15 protein-coding genes are annotated in these 19,195 nt (G+C 48.5%); 4 read left to right on the plus strand and 11 right to left on the minus strand.

The genetic code is table 11. From position 1 onward, the window contains the following. Positions 1-163 precede the first annotated feature (163 nt). Positions 164-2,272, minus strand: a complete 2,109-nt coding sequence (locus AC2CGA_RS09810) for a (Fe-S)-binding protein (protein WP_043867507.1) — start codon at positions 2,270-2,272, stop codon at positions 164-166. Between the two features lie 138 nt (positions 2,273-2,410). Here AC2CGA_RS09810 and cls (AC2CGA_RS09815) point away from each other — a divergent pair, with 138 nt between their 5' ends. From cls (AC2CGA_RS09815) to AC2CGA_RS09825, 3 genes are all read left to right on the plus strand, one after another. After that, positions 2,411-3,610 carry a cardiolipin synthase gene (gene cls, locus AC2CGA_RS09815; RefSeq protein ID WP_043867508.1) on the plus strand — a complete coding sequence of 400 codons (1,200 nt, stop codon included), beginning with the start codon at positions 2,411-2,413 and terminating at the stop codon, positions 3,608-3,610. A 12-nt stretch (positions 3,611-3,622) separates the two neighbouring features. Beyond that, entirely contained in the window at positions 3,623-4,585 is a 963-nt protein-coding gene (gene uvsE, locus AC2CGA_RS09820) for a UV DNA damage repair endonuclease UvsE (protein ID WP_017418723.1), read from the plus strand. Positions 4,586-4,653: 68 nt separating this feature from the next. After that, the gene (locus tag AC2CGA_RS09825; RefSeq protein WP_003151087.1) at positions 4,654-4,926 is read left to right on the plus strand and encodes a hypothetical protein; all 273 of its coding nucleotides are present in this window, start codon (positions 4,654-4,656) and stop codon (positions 4,924-4,926) included. Positions 4,927-4,993: 67 nt separating this feature from the next. On the opposite strand, the gene AC2CGA_RS09830 is transcribed toward AC2CGA_RS09825, so the two are convergent. The 8 genes from AC2CGA_RS09830 to AC2CGA_RS09865 form a co-directional block, all read right to left on the minus strand. After that, complete coding sequence (locus tag AC2CGA_RS09830; RefSeq protein ID WP_484480180.1) at positions 4,994-6,721, minus strand: ABC transporter ATP-binding protein; 1,728 nt, start codon at positions 6,719-6,721, stop codon at positions 4,994-4,996. 80 nt (positions 6,722-6,801) lie between these two features. After that, positions 6,802-8,304, minus strand: coding sequence for a cardiolipin synthase (gene cls, locus AC2CGA_RS09835; protein ID WP_043867509.1), 1,503 nt, complete (start codon positions 8,302-8,304; stop codon positions 6,802-6,804). Positions 8,305-8,399: 95 nt separating this feature from the next. Next, positions 8,400-9,029: a YitT family protein gene (locus tag AC2CGA_RS09840; protein WP_003151082.1), complete on the minus strand. Its 630-nt coding sequence runs from the start codon at positions 9,027-9,029 to the stop codon at positions 8,400-8,402. A 138-nt stretch (positions 9,030-9,167) separates the two neighbouring features. Beyond that, positions 9,168-9,839, minus strand: coding sequence for a respiratory nitrate reductase subunit gamma (gene narI / locus AC2CGA_RS09845; protein ID WP_024085917.1), 672 nt, complete (start codon positions 9,837-9,839; stop codon positions 9,168-9,170). Then, positions 9,836-10,393 carry a nitrate reductase molybdenum cofactor assembly chaperone gene (gene narJ / locus AC2CGA_RS09850; protein WP_046560128.1) on the minus strand — a complete coding sequence of 186 codons (558 nt, stop codon included), beginning with the start codon at positions 10,391-10,393 and terminating at the stop codon, positions 9,836-9,838. Before narJ ends, narI begins: the two co-directional genes overlap by 4 nt. Before the next feature lie 25 nt (positions 10,394-10,418). Continuing rightward, the gene (gene narH / locus AC2CGA_RS09855) at positions 10,419-11,882 is read right to left on the minus strand and encodes a nitrate reductase subunit beta (RefSeq protein WP_073982076.1); all 1,464 of its coding nucleotides are present in this window, start codon (positions 11,880-11,882) and stop codon (positions 10,419-10,421) included. Continuing rightward, entirely contained in the window at positions 11,872-15,558 is a 3,687-nt protein-coding gene (locus AC2CGA_RS09860; protein WP_073982075.1) for a nitrate reductase subunit alpha, read from the minus strand. Before AC2CGA_RS09860 ends, narH begins: the two co-directional genes overlap by 11 nt. 176 nt (positions 15,559-15,734) lie before the next feature. Further along, positions 15,735-16,211, minus strand: coding sequence for a cyclic nucleotide-binding domain-containing protein (locus tag AC2CGA_RS09865; RefSeq protein WP_060658338.1), 477 nt, complete (start codon positions 16,209-16,211; stop codon positions 15,735-15,737). Between the two features lie 142 nt (positions 16,212-16,353). Between AC2CGA_RS09865 and AC2CGA_RS09870 the strand changes: the two genes are divergently transcribed. Then, positions 16,354-17,073 carry a YwiC-like family protein gene (locus tag AC2CGA_RS09870; protein WP_003151076.1) on the plus strand — a complete coding sequence of 240 codons (720 nt, stop codon included), beginning with the start codon at positions 16,354-16,356 and terminating at the stop codon, positions 17,071-17,073. A 31-nt stretch (positions 17,074-17,104) separates the two neighbouring features. On the opposite strand, the gene fnr is transcribed toward AC2CGA_RS09870, so the two are convergent. Beyond that, the gene (fnr, locus tag AC2CGA_RS09875) at positions 17,105-17,821 is read right to left on the minus strand and encodes a fumarate/nitrate reduction transcriptional regulator Fnr (RefSeq protein ID WP_014306017.1); all 717 of its coding nucleotides are present in this window, start codon (positions 17,819-17,821) and stop codon (positions 17,105-17,107) included. A 97-nt stretch (positions 17,822-17,918) separates the two neighbouring features. Next, a complete protein-coding gene (gene narK, locus AC2CGA_RS09880) occupies positions 17,919-19,109 on the minus strand; it encodes a nitrate transporter NarK (RefSeq protein ID WP_345759035.1) in 1,191 nt (396 codons plus the stop codon). Positions 19,110-19,195 lie beyond the last annotated feature (86 nt).

The raw sequence follows: 19,195 nt of genomic DNA on the forward strand, positions 1-19,195 counted from the left end.
GTATTGTTTTGTTCATAAACCATACCTCTCATTATAAACAAATTAAAACAGAATATGCTACCCTAAACAGCGTAATTTAAGAAATTTTAGAGCCTTCCCTTCATAAATCGGCTGATGTGCGAAAACAAAGCCGCCGGCATATGCGCCGGCGGCCCGCTTCTTTCTATAAAGACTCTTGTTTTTCGGCGCCGAATACAGACATGGCGAGCAATTCACTGACATCATAAGTGCCGATCGCGTCTTCGGCTTCTTTCGCTTTCGTACCGTCACCGAGCATGGTCAGACAGTACGGACATCCGGAGCTGATGACCGTCGGACTGACAGAAAGCGCCTGCTCAGTCCGGGCCGTGTTGATCCTCGCTCCCGTTTCTTCTTCCATCCACATGAGCCCTCCCCCGGCGCCGCAGCACATCCCGTTTTCGCGGCTGCGCTCCATTTCCTTCAATTGAACGCCCGGAATGGCTTTTAAGATCGCTCTCGGCGGCTCATACACTTCGTTGTATCTTCCTAAATAGCACGAGTCATGGAAGGTAATCGTTTCATTGACCGGGTGAAGCGGTTTTAGTTTCCCCTGTGACACAAGCTCGGCTAATAATTCAGTATGATGATAGACTTCGGCCCGGAATCCGAAATCAGGGTATTCATTTTTGAACATATTATAGGCGTGCGGATCAATTGTGACGATTTTTTTGATTCCGTGTTTTTCAAATTCGCCGATGTTGTGTTCCGCCAGCTCTTGGAACAGAAACTCGTTGCCCAAACGGCGCGGCGTATCGCCTGAGTTTTTTTCCTTATTGCCGAGAATCGCAAAGGATACGCCCGCTTCATTGAGCAGCTTTGCAAATGAAACGGCAATCTTTTGGCTCCTGTTGTCGTAGGAACCCATTGAGCCGACCCAAAACAAATAGTCGAACTCTTTGTCTTGTTTTTTCATTTCTTTCACTGTCGGAATCTCTGTATCAGCCTGCTCCCGCCAGTTCTCCCGCTCTTTCCGGTTTAAGCCCCACGGGTTTCCCTGTCTTTCAATGCTTGTCATGGCCCGCTGCGCGTCGCTGTCCATCTTCCCTTCCGTAAGCACAAGATAGCGGCGCAGATCGATAATTTTATCAACGTGTTCATTCATGACCGGACATTGATCTTCACAGTTGCGGCAAGTGGTGCACGCCCAAATCTCCTCTTCCGTGATGACCTCGCCGATTAAGCTCGGGTTGTAATCAATGGCTGCCGCCGCTTCACGCGATCCTCCCCCAGAGGAAGCCGCGGCGAGCTGATTCGCCTTCGTGTGCTGAAAAACGGGCGCGGGCACCCACGGAGATTTTGACGTCACGGCAGCGCCTTTTTCCGTCAAATGGTCTCTGAGCTTTAAAATGAGGTCCATCGGCGAGAGCATCTTGCCCGTACCGGAGGCCGGACACATATTTGTACAGCGGCCGCATTCGACGCAGGCGTAAAGGTCGACAAGCTGAGAGCGGCGGAAGTCTTCAATCTTTCCGACGCCGTAGCTTTCTTTCGTCTCATCGGTAAAATCGATTTTTTCCAGCTTTCCTTTTGAATCCAGCCTGCTGAGGAACACATTCGCCGGACCCGCAATTAAGTGCGCATGCTTTGATTGCGGCACGTACACTAAAAAGCTGAGCAAAAACAACAGATGAAGCCACCATGAAACATAAAATACGGCGGCGGCCGCCGGCGCTGAAAGACTGCCGAGCACAAACGCAATGGAGGAAGCGATCGGTTCCGTCCAAGACAGAGAATGATCGTGCCATAAAAGGTTCATGGCGTTCCCGAGCAGCACCGTCACCATCAGTCCGCCGATAAACAGCAGGACAAGCCCCGCTTTAAACCCGCGTTTCAATCTGACGAGCTTTTCAATGTAGCGCCGGTAAAACGCCCAGACTACGGCGATTAAAATCAGAAACGTGACGATTTCCTGAAAAAAGGTAAATGCCGGATAAAGCGGGCCGAACGGCAGATGCCGGTCAGGAAGCAGCCCTTTCAGAATAAAATCAATTGCGCCGAACTGAACGAGTATAAAACCGTAAAAAAACAGAACGTGGATGATTCCGCTCTTTTTATCTTTCAGCAATTTTTTCTGTCCGAACACATTCACCCATATCTTCTGAAGACGTTCTTTCAGGCGTTTATCAAATTCTTCCCTTTGGCCGAGCTTAATATAAGCGATCCTCGTTCTGATCAGGTAAACGAATAAATAAACGGCGTAAGCGGTTACAGCTGAAAACAGCAGCGCGTTTACCATGAGAAATGCGTTCATCTTGTCTCCCCCTTTGTTCTGATTCCCCTCTTCATTGTCATATCTTTACTTTATCATAAATAATGAATGAGTGTTCAGTCAATAATTAAATTCACATTCTCAGGGCACACTACGGATACTTCGGAAAGGAGCGTCGGTATGAAGGTCATTTTTGTGTTGCTTGTCATTTTTATCATATTGATCGCACTTATGCTGCTTGATATGCTGCTTGGCCGGGCGGCGTACAAAAAACAGGCGTATGAGCCCGTTTTTGACCCCAAAAAAAGTGATATCACACTCATTCACTGCGGCAGCGAGCTTGTGCAGCAGATGACGGCTGATATCCGCCAAGCCGTCTCTTCTATTCATATGATGTTTTTTATTATGAAGAACGACCAAGTCAGCCATGAGATGTTTGATTTATTGAAAGAAAAGGCCCGGGCCGGCGTCTCCGTATATCTGCTGCTCGATTGGGCGGGCAGCCGCCAAGTGAAAAAGCCTTCCATTCAAACGATGAAAAAAGCCGGCGTTCACGTTCATTTTCTAAATAAACCGGCATTTCCCTTTCTTTTTTTCAGGCTGCAAAAACGGAATCACCGGAAAGTGACCGTCATTGACGGCAAAATCGGCTATGTCGGCGGCTTTAATATCGCTGAAGAGTACCTCGGAAAAAAAGCGAAGTTCGGAAACTGGGAGGATTATCACCTGCGGATGACCGGCGAAGGCACGGCGGATCTTCAGACTCTTTTTGTAAGCGACCTGAAACGAAACACCGGAAAAACACCCGAATCATCCGGGGTTTATCCGGCATTATCCGAAGGGAATATCTCTCATAGGACATATGCATCTGACGGTTTTTCGCTTGAATCGCATTATGAAAACTGCATCCGTAAGGCGGAGAAAAAAATCATCATCGGCACGCCTTATTATGTACCGAGCAAAAAGCTTCAGGAAGCGCTTATTTCAGCCTGCCGAAAAGGCGTCAAAGTCATCTTGATCGTTCCGATGAAATCAGATCACCCGCTCGTTCGGGAAACAGCTTTTACCTATTATCCCGAGCTCCTGAAGGCCGGCTGCCTCATCTATCGGTATTATCAAGGCTTTTATCATGTTAAAGCCTTCATTATAGATGACCGCATCAGCATTATCGGCACGCCGAATTTTGATAAACGGAGCCTGTTCTGGAATGAGGAGGTAAATGTCATCATTCATGATGAGGCCTTTACAAAGGAAGTGCTTTCAACCATAAAGCAGGACATCGAAAAATCCGAGCTTCTCACATTAGAAAAAGTGAAACAGCGCTCCGTCAGACAGCTTCCTGCAGAATGGCTGGGAAAGGCCATATCTTACTTTTTATAAAGGAGAAACCATATGCTGTTCAGATTCGGATTCGTCGCAAACGCCATGTGCCTTTGGGACGCGTCCCCCGCCAAAACCTTAACATATGCGCGCTATACCAAGCTTTCCCGCAGTGAGCGGAAAGACGCTCTGCTTTCTGTGACGAAAGCAAATCTTACCAATACGCTGCGCACCCTCCACTATGTGGTCGGCCACGGCATCCCTTTGTACAGGTTCTCAAGCTCAATTGTGCCGCTCGCCACGCACCCTGATGTACTGTGGGATTTTGTCACGCCGTTTCGCCAGGAGTTTCGTGAGATCGGCGGGCTGGTCAGAAAATATGACCTCAGAACGAGCTTTCATCCGAACCAATTCACGCTTTTTACAAGCCCGAAACGGGAGATTACCGCAAATGCGGTCAAGGATATGGCCTATCATTATGACATGCTGGACGCAATGGGCATCGCGGACCGTTCCGTCATCAACATCCATGTCGGAGGCGCTTACGGTGACAAACAAAGCGCGCTTGGCCGTTTCCGCGTGAATCTGAAAGAACTTCCCGATGTCATCAAACAGCGGATGACTTTAGAAAACGATGATAAAACATATACGTCCGAGGAAACACTCAGTGTATGTGAGCAAGAAGGCATTCCGTTTGTGTTTGATTATCACCATTTTTACGCCAATCCGGCCGATGACGCTGATTTAGATGACATTCTTCCGCGGATGATCAAAACATGGCAGCGGATCGGCTTAAAGCCGAAGGTCCATCTCTCCTCGCCAAAATCAGAATCAGCCGTACGCAGTCATGCGGACTATGTGGACGCGAATTTTATTCTGCCGGTGCTGGAGCGGTTCAGACAATGGGATGCGGACATCGATTTTATGATTGAGGCGAAAGAGAAAGACCGGGCGCTGCTCCGGCTCGTCGAAGAATTAAGCGCCATCCGCGGAGTTAAACGCCTGGCGGGCGGAGTGCTGAGGTGGAAGGCATAACCAGGTTTATCACCCGTTCATATGGGGAATTTCCGAAATAACAGACCATCAGACGGAGGAGAAAACACATGAAAAACATTACATCTTTGAAAATAGCCGCTAAGAAGTTCACTTTAAGAAACATGCTTCAGCTTTATCAGCTTTGCCACACGGGAGGCCACGAGCTGTATATCTACTCTAAAAAAACAATGTGCAAAATCAAAGATATCATTGAGCTGGAAACGTTCAGAATGGCTCATAAAGAACAAGAATATTTAATTGTAGTGGAAGGAAAGAAAGCGGTGCAGCTTGTTGACCGTTTCAAACATATCATCGAACCTGCGCAAAAAGAAGCCCATTAAATACGGACTACATAAAAAAAGGATAGACAGGAGGCTGCCCGGCCCCCGCTCGTCTATCCTTTTTCCATTATTCATGTATCAGCTCGCCGAATTGGGCCTGATGGAGTCTCTGGTATATGCCGCCGGATGCCAGCAGTTCCTTATGATGACCTTGTTCAGCGATGCCTTCTTTCGTGACGACGACGATCCTGTCCGCATCCTTAATCGTAGCCAGCCGATGGGCGATCACAAGCGTCGTGCGTCCTTCAGACAGCTCTTGCAGCGATTTTTGAATGGCGGCTTCCGTTTCTGTATCGAGGGCTGATGTAGCCTCGTCTAAAATTAGGATCGACGGGTTTTTCAAAAACATTCTGGCGATGGAAAGCCGCTGCTTCTGCCCGCCTGACAGCTTCACGCCGCGCTCGCCGATCACCGTGTTTAAACCGTCGGGATACCCGTTTACCAGCTCCTCTAAATGCGCCTGGCGGACGGCCTGCCGGATTTCCTCCTCAGACGCATCGAGCCGCCCGTACGCAATGTTTTCCCGCAATGTGCCGGAAAACAGAAAGACATCCTGCTGGACGACGCCGATTTGTCCGCGCAATGATGACAGCGTCATGTCCTTAATATCAATTCCATCGATGGAAATCACGCCTTCAGACGGATCATAAAAACGCGGCAGCAGACTTGTCAGCGTTGATTTTCCGGCTCCCGAAGGCCCGACGAATGCGACTGTCTCCCCTGCATGAATGGACAAATTGATTCCCGACAGAACCGGGCTGTTTTCTTCGTAACCGAATGACACACCATCATAACGGATATTCCCTTTTAAACCGGACACATGTCTCGCGTTCGGGGCGTCCTTGATATCAGGCTCCGTTTCCATTATTTCTATAAAGCTTTTAAAACCGGCTATGCCTCTCGGATACAGCTCAATAATCGCATTGATTTTATCAATCGGACGGAACAGAACGTTCGTCAGCAGCACAAAAGCGACGAATTCCCCGTAAGATAACGATCCGCGGATCACGAACCATGTCCCGCACAACAGGACGAACAGCGTGACGAATCTTGTCAGCATGTAACTGATCGAGCCGTTTTTCGCCATGATTTTATATGACCTCAGCTTTGTTTTGCGGAAACGCTGATTGTTCACGTCAAACCGCTGCTTTTCAAACGCTTCATTGCTGAAAGCCTGAACAAGACGGATGCCGCCGATATTGTTTTCGACCCTCGCGCTGAAGTCTCCGACGTCTTTGTTCAGTTTTGTAAACGCAGAGGTCATTTTTTTATTAAAATACAAAGCAAGCCAAATGACGACCGGCATAATGATAAAGGTCAACAGCGCGAGCTGCCAGTTAATGAACAGCATCACACCGAACGCGCCCAAAATCGTCATGATCGCGATAAACAGGTCTTCAGGCCCGTGGTGGGCGGTTTCTCCGATATACATCAAATCATTGGTGAGCTTGGACATTAAACTGCCCGTTTTGTTGTTATCGTAAAATTTGAACGAAAGCTTTTGCAGATGGTCAAAAAGCTTTTTACGCATATCGGTTTCAATGTTAATGCCGAGCATATGGCCCCAATACGTCACAACATACTGAAGAGCCGAGCTGAGGGCGTAGACTCCGAATAAAGCAGCGGAAGTCAAAATAATCAGACGCCAATCCCGCCCCGGGAGCAATGTATCGATAAAGTAATTAACAATCAGAGGAAAACTCAGCTCCATCAATCCGCCGGCGATGGCAGAAAAGAAGTCGAGAAAAAACAGCTTTTTGTACGGTTTATAATAAGAAAAAAATTGTCGCAGCACGATTCCGTCCTCCTTGTGCCTCGTTCCTAATGATAATATTTCTCAATTATACTATACACAAGGAGTTTTAAAAGCGTTTTTTATAAAACGCCGGAAAATAACCGCGCGAAGGATTCCTTCGTTCTTTCCCATAATGTGCGCTTATAGAAACGGACGGGGCTGATTTTCTCAGACTCTCTCATATCCTCAAGATAATGCGCTTCAAGATCTTTGATCGCCTTTTGATCTGTAAAAAAGACATTGACCTCAAAGTTCAGCTGAAAGCTTCTCATGTCCATGTTCGCCGTCCCGACAGAGGCGAGGTTTCCGTCAGTGATGAGCACCTTTTGATGCATAAAGCCTTTTTGATAGGAATAGACTTCGATTCCTTCGCGAAGAAGCTCGGGGAAATACGATCTCGTCGCGTACTGGGTTAAAAATCCGTCATTGGTTTCCGGCACCATGACTCGCACCCGGACGCCTCTGGCAGCAGCCTCCTTTAGCGCTGTGCGGATCGGCTCATTCGGCACGAAATAAGGCGTCGCGATCCATACAGATGATTCGGCCGCCGCTATCATGGCATAATACAGATCGCTCATCCGCTCCTTCATATCGGGTCCCGTCGGAACGACTTGATAGACGCCGCCGCTTTCTGCAGGGACCGGGCGGCTGTATGCTTTCTGATCAATCAGCACCTCATCCGAAACGTATTCCCAATCAAGCATAAAAATGCTGTGGAGCGTCTGAACGATTTCTCCTTCGACTTTCATATGGGTGTCCCGCCAAAAACCGACACTTTGGTCTTTGCCGATATACTCCTTGCCGACATTCAGCCCGCCGACAAAACCGGTTTTCCCGTCAACGATGACGATCTTGCGGTGATTTCTGAAATTGAATTTTTGGTTGAAAAAACCGTATTTCAGCGGCAGAAACGGGACGATGTTCACGCCCGCGCGTTTCAGTTTTTTAATGTCTTTTCCGGCCAGCTTCAGGCTGCCGGCCGCGTCGAACAAAAACCGCACTTCCACGCCTTGACGCGCTTTTTCCATCATAATGTCCATCATCTTGTGCCCAAGCATGTCTGATTTGAACATGTAATACTCAATATGTATAAATGATGCTGCCGACCGGAGCGCTTCAAACAGCTCCGGAAATGTTTCATCCCCGTTTTTGAGCACCTTCAGCCTGCTTTTTGTATTGATATTCATATGAGACGCCTTGATTGAATATTGAAAGAAACGCTTCTGATTTCCTTTCAGCCCGGACAGATCGGGCGTCTGTTCCATATCAAATATCGTTCTCAGCTTTTCCCGGTTGTATGTCCGTTTCGACCTGAACAGCTTGCCTTTTTCATAAAGCTGGCCGGAAAAAAGGTAAAATAAGTACCCGGCGATCGGAAAAAACACAAGAATATGAATCCATAACAGCGTGTGCTGCGAGGTGCGGTTTTCAAGAATTAACGAATAGATGCTGAACAAAATAATGCTTGCGTAGCAAAGCAACCCTCCGTAAAACTCAAGCCTGGAAACCGGAAAAAACCATATGACATATGCTCCGATAAGCATCATATATAAAAAGCAAAATTCCAGTCTCCTTTTCAGCATCCCGACTCTCTCCCATCTGATCCGATATCTCTGTATACCCTCTGTTTTCCGGCCTGTAAACATATGAAAAATCCTCTCCGCACGAGCGGAAAGGATTATGATGACACTTCCTGTGACTGGCCGGTTGTGATGTTCTGAAGCAATGCCGGATTGAGCGAGCAGCTGCCTTTGATTTTATTTTTGAAGATGCCGATGATCAGACCGGTGACCGCTATCGACACTAAGGAGAAGAGCCCTTTCAGCAATCCGACGGAAAAAATGCCGGCCAGCACGACGCCAAAATCGAAGAGGAAATTAACGGCACCCGGATTCCATCCGCAGCGCTTTTGCAGAAATAAAGCGAGGATATTGGCGCCGCCGAGCGATGCCTGATGATAAAACATGAGCGACAGGCCGAACCCGATCAGCGCCCCGCCGCAAATCGCCCCGGCAAGCGGTGAAACAGAGACCGGCGGCAGCCAGTGATCCGCGCCGGTAAACAGAGTCAGCACAGTGACTGCAAAAACGGTGGATAGAGTGAATTTGATTCCCATTCTGATGAGAGAAAATATATAAAACGGGATATTGATCAGAAAGAAGATAATCGCAAATGAGGAATGAAACAAGTACGACAGGCTTAGTGACAGTCCCGCTGTGCCGCCGGTTAATACATGAGAATGTCTGAGTGTCAGGACGCCGGCGCTTGTCATCAGACAGGCGGCTAAAATGAGGAAAATCCGCTTCATTCTTCACTCTCCTTTTGTTGATATTATTTCCACATAAAACATAACAGGAATCACCGCCGCCCAGCCATTACCTTGGCAGAAAATATCTTATGTTTTTATTTTTTCACCATAAAAAATCCCCCTCTTGCAGGGGGATTTTTACGTGCGTTTCCGATAGACAACATAGCTGCGGGTCAAATACTTGAGGGGCAGGCTGAACACGTGAACCAATCTTGTAAACGGCCAGAGGATAAAAACGACGTACCCTATGATGATATGAAACTTAAACCATAGCGGGACACTCTCCATCAAAGAAGCGTCAGGCCGGAACAAAACAATTTCCCTGAACCACGGCCCGACTGTTGCCCTGTAATCAAATCCTTTCGAGTCAATGTTGAGAAACGTGGCCGCAACGCCCGACAGCATCATGAACAGCAGCAGAATAAGCGTCAGGATATCCGATGGCGAGCTGGTTTTGCGGATTCTTTTGTCAAACAGCCTTCTGTATGTCAGGATCACTAGTCCGGCACAAGCCGCGATCCCCGCCGGCAGGCCTGCGCCGATCGCCATTTTGTGATACGTATGCTCTGAAATGCCAAGTGCAGTATACACGCCTTCCGGGATCAGAATTCCCATGACATGTCCGCCGACAACGAACAGCAGTCCCCAGTGAAAAAGTGTGCTGCCCGCCGCAAGTTTTTTCTTTTCTAACAGCTCGCTTGATTTCGCCGTCCAGCCAAACTGGTCATGCTGATAGCGGTAAATATGCCCGCCGATAAAGATCGTCAATACCATGTACGGCATAATCCCCCACAGGATCTGCCCGCTCATGCCTGAACAGCCCCTTCTTCAGTGCTTTCACGTACACCGATGCTTTCCAGCGCGGCCTGCAGCACGTGCAGCAGCTCAGCATAGAGGCTGTCATTTTTTTCGAGGCGGGAAGCCAGCTCCCGCACATTGGACAGGTATTTCTCAAACACGCTTCTCGCCGCTTCAATCTCCGCAACCGCGGCGAATTCCAGCATCAGCGGCAGGTAATCAGGCAATTCTTTCTCTGTCGGCAGGAAACCGGATTGCTGGTAGGTGTCTTTTAAATGCAGCAATTCGATGCCGCGCTCCCTTTGCTCGCCTGAGTTAAAGTACGTGACGTACATATTCGTTTTTTTCCCGAAGTCGAACGTATACACATAGTGTTCAATCAGCGCTTGCGGAGAAAAGCCGGCTGCCGCCTCTAAAAAGTGCAGCAGTTTCTCACGGATTTGCTGATTGGTGACGTCATGGATAAGAGCCTTCCAATCGGGAAGCCCGGCTCTCCACTCTTCATCCGGATAAGAGAGAAGAATGGAAAGAGCTGCGAACGTCATTTGCCGGTCTGTGGTGTTCATCTTGTTCCACCTCATTTATCAAAAGTTAGAAACAAGAGCCGGGGCCGCCTGAAAATGACAAGCCGCAGCTTCCTTGTTCAGCGTATAAATCAGACACTTCTTCTCGATGGCTGCTCGGGATCACAAAGCGGTCATCATATTTGGCGATCGCAAGCAGCCGATACATGTCTTCAATTTGCTTTTCTGTTAAGCCGACACCGGAGATCAGTGCCGGGTCGATGGATTTATTCGTCTGAACCGCCCTCATATACTGGCGCATGACAGACATTTTCTTTAACGTTGACCGAATATGATCCGTATCACCGGCTGTTAATAGCTGGGCCAAATAGTCAATCGGAATTCTCATTTGGTCGATAGCCGGAAAAATATCTTCCGCCGTTTGCCGGCTGCCTTTTCCTTCAAAGAGATTCATAATCGGGCTGAGCGGCGGAATGTACCAAACCATCGGCAGCGTACGGTACTCAGGGTGAAGCGGAAGCGCAATCTTCCAGTCAATGATCATTTTGTAGATCGGCGATTGCTGCGCGGCCTCTATCCATTCAGCCGGGATGCCTTGTTCTTTTGCCAGTTTGGCAATCTCAGGATCATTCGGATCAAGAAAAACGTCCAGTTGAGAATGGTAGAGATCCTTTTCATTTTCAACAGATGCCGCTTCCTCCACTTTGTCCGCGTCATACAGCATGACACCAAGATAGCGGATTCTGCCTACACACGTCTCGGAGCAGATGGTCGGCAGCCCCGCCTCCAAGCGCGGAAAGCAGAGTGTGCATTTTTCCGCTTTGTTCGTTTGCCAGTTAAAATAGACTTTTTTATAAGGACAGGATGAGACGCAATATCTCCATGAACGGCATGCGTTTTGATCAACGAGAACGATGCCGTCTTCCTCGCGTTTGTACATGGCGCCGGACGGGCAGGAGGACACGCACGCCGGATTGATGCAGTGCTCACAAATACGCGGCAGATACATCATAAAGACTTCATCGAATTCTGTTTTGATCGATTCCTCCATCTTTTGCACGTTTGGATCTTCAAGACCCGTAATGTGGCCGCCAGCGAGATCATCCTCCCAGTTCGGGCCCCATTCGATATTCATAAAATCGCCCGTCAAGGACGATTTCGGCCGCGCCACCGGCTGGTGCTTTTTCTGCGGGCTGTTTGTTAATGTTTCATAATCATAGTTCCAAGGTTCATAGTAATCATCAATCGTCGGCTGGTTCGGGTTATAGAAAAGGCCTGCAAGCCGGTTTGTTTTCGGGCCTGATTTCAGTTCAAGCTTTCCTTTTTTCAACGTCCAGCCGCCTTTATATTTGTCCTGGTCCTCCCATTGCTTCGGGTAGCCGATACCGGGCTTTGTTTCAACATTATTGAAGTACATATATTCCGCACCGGAACGGTTTGTCCATGTGTTTTTGCAGGTGACGCTGCACGTGTGGCAGCCGATGCATTTATCCAAGTTCATGACCATTCCGATCTGCGCTTTAATCTTCAAGCCAATCGACCTCCTTCAGCTTGCGGATGACGACATTCAGATCGCGCTGATTCCCCGTCGGACCGTAATAGTTAAAGCCGTAGCTGAGCTGGGCATAGCCCCCGATCATCTGGGTCGGCTTGACGTGAATCCTTGTCGGGCTGTTATGGGTGCCTCCGCGGTTATTCGTCAGTTTTGTGCCGGGCACATTGATGTGGCGGTCCTGGGCATGGTGCATAAACGCCATTCCTTTAGGAATCCGGTGAGACAAAACCGCTCTCGCCACGACAACGCCGTTTCGGTTGAAGCATTCAATCCAATCGTTGTCTTTGATATCCGTGTCCTTTGCGTCATCTTTATTCATCCACACGGTCGGCCCGCCCCGGAACAGCGTCAGCATCGGCAGGGAATCAAAATACATGCTGTGGACGGACCATTTATTATGCGGCGTCAAATAATTAAGAACGATCTCTTTGCCCTCTTGATCAGGCCGCTTGCTCAGGAACGGACGGTGCTGGAGGATCGGTTTAAATGTCGCCATCGTTTCACCGAATTCCATCATCAGTTCATGATCGACATAATAGGATTGTCTGCCGGTCAGTGTCCGCCACGGGATTAATTTTTCCACATTCGTCGTAAACGGCGAGTACCTGCGCCCTCCTTTTTCTGAGCCGGTAAAAGCCGGAGACGTGATGACCGTTTTCGGCTGGGCTGTAATTTGCTCGAACGTAAAGCATTCTTCCTCGCGTTCTTCCGCCAGGTCTTTCAGCTTCAGGTTTGTGATGTTTTCAAGCGATTCCCATGCTTTTACGGCGACCTTTCCATTTGAGGTGGACGACAGGGTTAAAATCGCTTCTGCCGCCTGCTTTGCTTCACTTATATTCGGGCATCCTTTGGCAACGCCGTCTGAATCGGTTTCTCCCAGTCTCTTTTTGAGTGATTCATATTCATCCGCAATCGACCAGATCATCCCTTTTGTTCCGCTCGGTTTTAAAGCCGTATGAGGGCCGAGCGCGGTCATTTTATGAAAAATGTGTTTGTAATCCCGTTCAGCGACATGGATGTTCGGCATCGTTTTTCCCGGAATGGCTTCACATTCGCCCTTGCTCCAGTCATTGATTTTTCCGAACGGCTGGGCCAATTCCTGCATCGTGTCGTGAAGGAGCGGCGTCGCGACTACCTCTTTCACCGGCTCCATATCGACTTCTTCCGCCAGGTCGGAAACGGCTTTTGACAGTGCTTTGAAAATATCCCAGTCTGACCTCGATTCCCACGGCGCCGAGATCGCCGGAGCGAATGGATGAATGAACGGGTGCATATCCGTGCTGCTGAGATCGTGTTTTTCATACCATGTCGCCGCCGGCAGCACGATATCGGAATACAGCGCCGTACCGGCCATTCGAAAGTCGAGATTGATTAACAAGTCGAGCTTGCCTTCCGGCGCCTGCTCCCGCCATTTGATTTCTTCAGGGCGGATGCTGTCGCTGTCGTCATTCATCAAACCGTTCGTCGTCCCCAGCAGATGCTTAAGAAAATATTCATGCCCTTTTCCTGAGCTTGAGATCAGATTTGCCCGCCATACGAAGAGATTCCTTGGGAAATTCACTTCATTGTCCGGGTCCTCAATCGCGAATTTCAGTTTTTTCTCTTGAAGCCGTGAGGCCACGTACGCACCTACGTCTTCAGATGTCGCCGCCCCCGCCTTCTCAGCTTCTTTGTACAGATCAATGCCGTTTTGATTGAATGTCGGGTAGGACGGCAGCCACCCTAATCGGGCCGCCAGCACATTGTAATCGGCGTGATGCTTGTAGCGGGACGAAGAAGCGATCGGTGAAGCCAAGTCACTGATCGGCTGGTCTTCATAACGCCACTGGTCTGTCGCAAAGTAAAAAAATGAGGTGCCGTTTTGCAGTTTAGGCACGCCTTCCCAATCCTTTGCATTTGCGATCGTCTGCCACCCTTCAGCAGGACGGAGCTTTTCCTGACCGACATAATGAGCCCAGCCTCCGCCGTTTACACCTTGGGCGCCTACCAATAAAACAAGATTTAACACCGCGCGGTAAATCGTGTCGGAGTTGAACCAGTGGTTGATTCCCGCCCCTACGATAATCATCGATCTGCCGTCTGTATCAATCGCATTTTGGGCAAACTCCCTGGCAATCTGTATAACGGCTTCTCTTTTAATTCCCGTGATCTGTTCCTGCCAGGCAGGTGTGAACGGACGGGGATCATCATAAGATGCGGCTGATTGTCCGCCGATGCCCCGGTTCACGCCGTAGTTGGCCAATATCAAGTCAAATACAGTCGTGACACACACCTCTTCGCCGTTCAGTTCCAGTTTTTTAATAGGAAGATTCCGCTCAAGCACTTTGTTTCCGTCATTTGAAAAATACGGAATGCGCACCGTACTGATTTCGTCCTCTATTCCGAGCACGGAGAGACGGGGCTCGATCTGTTCCCCGGTGTCTTCGTCGATCATGTGCAGATTCCATTTCTGCTGCCCGTCCCAGCGGGAGCCCATTGTTCCTTGCGGTATGGCAAACGCACCTGTCTGTTCATTCCAGACCGCCGGCTTCCATTGATCATGCTTTGTCTGCCGTCCGATATCCTTCGCATGCAGAAACCGTCCCGCTGTGTATACGCCATTTTCTTTTGATAAGGTGACGAGGAATGGAAAATCCGTGTATTGCTTCGCGTATTCCATGAAACGTTCCGTCTCTTGATTCACGTAAAATTCCTGCAGAATGACGTGACCCATCGCCATCGCCAGGGCTCCGTCAGTCCCTTGGCGGATACTGAGCCAGTCATCCGCAAACTTTGAGGACTCCGCAAAATCGGGACTGATTGAAATCACCTTGGCGCCTTTATAGCGGGCCTCCGCCAAAAAATGCGCATCAGGCGTTCTCGTTAGCGGAACGTTGGAGCCCCATGTGATGATATAGCCTGAATTGTACCAATCACTGCTTTCCGGAACGTCCGTCTGGTCGCCCCAAATTTGCGGGGACGCCGGCGGGAGATCCGCATACCAGTCATAAAAACTGAGCATTGGGCCGCCGATTAAAGACATGAATCGCGAACCTGACGCGTGGCTGATCATGGACATAGCTGGAATCGGAGAAAAGCCGACATTCCGGTCAGGCCCGTATTTCATGACTGTATACAGCAGAGAGGCTGAAATCAGCTTCAGCACTTCCGGCCATTCCGCGCGGACAAAGCCGCCTTTCCCTCTTGCCTGTTTATAGGACTTCGCTTTTTCAGGGTTTTCAACGATCGATTTCCAGGCATCCAGCGGATTTTGATGCGCCTGCAATGCTTCCCGCCACAAATTGATCAGCACACCGCGCACGTATGGATATTTCACACGGAGCGGGCTGTAGATGTACCAAGAAAAACTGGCCCCCCGCGGACAGCCTCTCGGTTCGAAATCAGGCATATCCGGGCCTGTTGATGGATAATTCAAGTTTTGTCCTTCCCACGTGACAATTCCGTTTTTTACATAAATATTCCAGCTGCAAGAACCCGTGCAGTTGACGCCGTGGGTGGAGCGAACGACTTTGTCGTACTGCCATCTGTTTCTGTATACATTCTCCCAATCACGATCTTCGCTTGTCGTTTGGCTATGTTTATTTGAATGATGTTCGATAGGAGAAAAATAGTTTAATCTCCTGAGCAACGGACTCATTTTCTTTTTCTTCATGATCGTTCACTCCTTCCGAGTCAGGTGATGCTATGTACACTATAAACAGAGACGGCGCATCACCTTGTGAACTATGTCACACACTCTGCTTTTTTCACAAAACGTTCACACAGAGCAGCAGGAAGGATTTTCAAACGATATGAGGACGCCCGCGTCATCAAAAAAACCGGTTCTGTTTAAGAACCGGGTTCGGCGTTTTCATCCAGTGATGTATGCAGATACCGCAAAAACAACTGATAGGAACAGAAGACATTTTGCTGAAGCATCGCCAAAAAGTTCATTTGCAGCCGCGGATGGTAAGACATCATTTGCTTAAATACGGAATATGGAATATGGAGTACCAGAATATCCGGTGAGGCATTGACTGAAATAAAAGGCGATAAAGAGAGCCCGCCTTTTTCATCAATCGGAAACACATCGCCTTTTTCCCACAGCGCAACGGTTTGCGACCCTTCAGGGAGCCTGCTGTCCGTAAAACGGATATTGCCTTTTAATACAATATAAACGTATTGTGAATGAAGAAAGGATGGAGATTGGTCAGATGAGCCGCGGATAAACGTCCCGTTTTTCAGCAAGGTTTCGACAATGGACAGAGGCACTTCATTAAACATAGGAAGTTGTTTCAGAAATAATAAATAGTCACACTGATTCATAGGAAAGCCTCCTGTGCTATTGATAGCTTTAGTGTAGCCCGATTGAGCCTGTACAGCAGTGATATATTTCACAGCTTGTATGATGAATGTCACTTATCGGAAGGATGACTGCACTTATAATGAAATAAAAAGGAGGGTTTCGATGAAAGCGATGATTCCGAAGCAGCACGGCGCATGGGCGATGCTGCTGATTCCATTTTTACTCGGCATGGTCAAGGGAGGCCCGGTTTTATGGCATATTCCGCTCTTTCTGGGCTGGCTGTTCCTTTACTTGACGGTTTATCCCGTTTCGCTCGCTTTGAAAAAGAAACAGCTTCAGCCTTATCAAAAGTGGATATGGTATTACGGTTTTCCGGCCTGCTGCTTTTTGATCATTTCTGTCTTTCATAAACCGCAGCTCGTCTGGATCGGCGTTTTTTTATTGCCGCTGTTTCTCATACATACGCATTATGCCCGCCGAAAAAACGAACGGGCGCTCACGAATGATATTGCGGGAGTCTTGTTCTTTTGTTCAGGCGGGCTTGCGAGCTGCTGGCTGGGAACGGGAATCCTTGACGGCTGGGCTTGGTTTCTATTCTTGCAATCCGCTTTATTTTTTGTCGGGAGTTCTTTTTATGTGAAATCGGTCATACGGGAGAGAAAAAACAGAAGGTTTGCTTACTGGTCGTGGGGATATCACCTCTTGCTCCCCTTTTTATCGGCTCTTCTCGGGGCAGGCTGGGCGTTTCTTGCTTTTATCCCAAGCAGTCTGCGGGCCTGGTTTTTTCACGGAAGAGACTGGCCGGTGAAAACGATCGGCATTCTGGAAATCGTAAATGCCGGCTTCTTTTTCGCCGTCATGTGTATATGTATCACAAGCTGAAAAACAAGGACATCGGCTGCCCTTGTTTTTTTCAGTCAATATTGCAGATCTCAAGCGGACAATTTTCACACTCGATCTCGCATCGTAAATAGTCCCGCTTGTGCAAAATAATTTTTCCGGTTTCGTCTATCGAAATAACCCCTTGTTTGCGGAGGTCGCCCAGCATGCGGTTGACGCTCTCCCTTGCCGCCGCGCAAAACTTAGCCAAATCCTGATTTGTCAGCACAATGTTAATCAGAATCCCGTCGCTTCGTTCCACCCCGTAGCTGTTTGATAAGCGGATAAGGGTGGAATAGAGCGCCCCTTTTTTGCCGTGAAGAAGCAGATCCCTGATCTTAGACTGGATTTTTCGCAGATGGGTGCTCATCCATTTCATAAATTCAAACGTCAAAACACCGTTTTGGATCAATTCCTTTTCCAGCCTGTTTTTATTAATGACGAGCACCTCCCCGTCCTCTAACACTTTCGCACTGAGCATATATCTCGGCTCATCTGTGAATAGCGTCAATTCTCCGACAATATCGTGTTTTTGGCAGATTCTAAGTGTCAGGTCTTTTCCGTCAGATGTCAGCTTGCCGATTTCAATGAGTCCTGATTGAATCAGATAAAGCTCTTCTGCATCCATTCCTTCTTGAAACAAATACGTGTGTTTTTTCATTTTCCTTTTCGTACTGATCGATTCCAGCAATTCATGCAGTTCGCGGGAAAGAAGTTCTTTATCAGATTTTCGGACAGAAAGAATATTCATGAGCTCACCTCGAAGAAAGTCACGTTGCGTATGTATATTGTAACGTGACTTGATTTGCACTCACCCAGAAAAAACTAACAATCTTGTGAATGGATCATTATGAATCAAGGCTATGACTGTTTCTCTCCGTATGTGTTTTCATTCTTTCCTGCCAATACATCCAGATCACAAGGACAAAGCTGGCTAACGCGACCTCTGACAGCGCCATAAACCCGATCGCGTATTGACCCGTTGCCTGAAATACACTTGCCAGAATCAGCGGAGGGAAAAAACCGCCCAATCCGCCCGTGGCAGACACAATACCGTTGGCAATCCCCGCTTGCTTCGAAAAATAGAAAGGCACCAGTTTAAATACCGTCCCGTTTCCAATCCCTGAGCAGACTGCCACCGTCAGCGATCCGAACGCATAAAGGCCGATCGCCGGGGAGAATGACAGCATGACGCCTGACAGCGTAAGCCCTGCGAAAACGAACATCAGAATGCGGAGCGGGCTCAGTTTATCTGCAAGAAACCCTCCCACAGGCCTGAGCAGCGTAGAGACCGCAATAAAGCCGGCCGTCCGCAGACCGGCGTCCGCAGGGCTCAGCCCAAAATGCTCAACCAAAAAATTCGGAAGATAGATGGTAAAGGCGACAAAGGCGCCGAACGTAATAAAATAAAACAGGCTCAACATCCACAGCACATGATTTCGGTAAACGGCTTTCATTTGTGTCTTTATGGAAACTTTGACTTTCTTCTCATGCCGGTCGCCGAACAAAACGTGCAGTAATGCGAAAACAGCCAGCAAAACAAGATACATCTGCACGGTTGCTTTCCATCCCGCGGCTTGAGCGATAACCGGCGCCGCAAAGGTAGTAACGGCGGTCCCGATGTTTCCGGCACCGTAAATCCCATTGACGACACCGTGCTTTTCTTTCGGATAATATTTCGGGAGGGACGTCACTCCGATGGAGAATACCGCTCCGCCGATCCCTAAGAAAAAGCCGCCCGCAATTAAATCAAATAAAGAATCCGCGATACTGATCCAAAATACGGGAAACAAAAGCAGGATGAAGCTGATCATAAACATCAGCCGCGCGCCATACCTGTTCGTTAAATATCCTAAAGGAATACGGAGAAGCGATCCGAGAATAACGGGAATCGCCGTCACCAATGAAATCTCGCCTTTGCTTAAATGAATATCTGATGTCATTTGAGAAATGAGCGATGAAATCAGCACCCACACCATAAACCCTGCCACTAAGCTTAAAGACTGCAGCGATAATTGAATATGTTGACGATTGATCATTCGGCTTGCCCCTTTCACTGATTCAATATCAGTCTTATCATACAAAAACTCAGTGTGCTGGATTGTGAATTACATCACACGCTTTA

This window comes from Bacillus sp. SYZHCR11, from assembly GCF_057196865.1.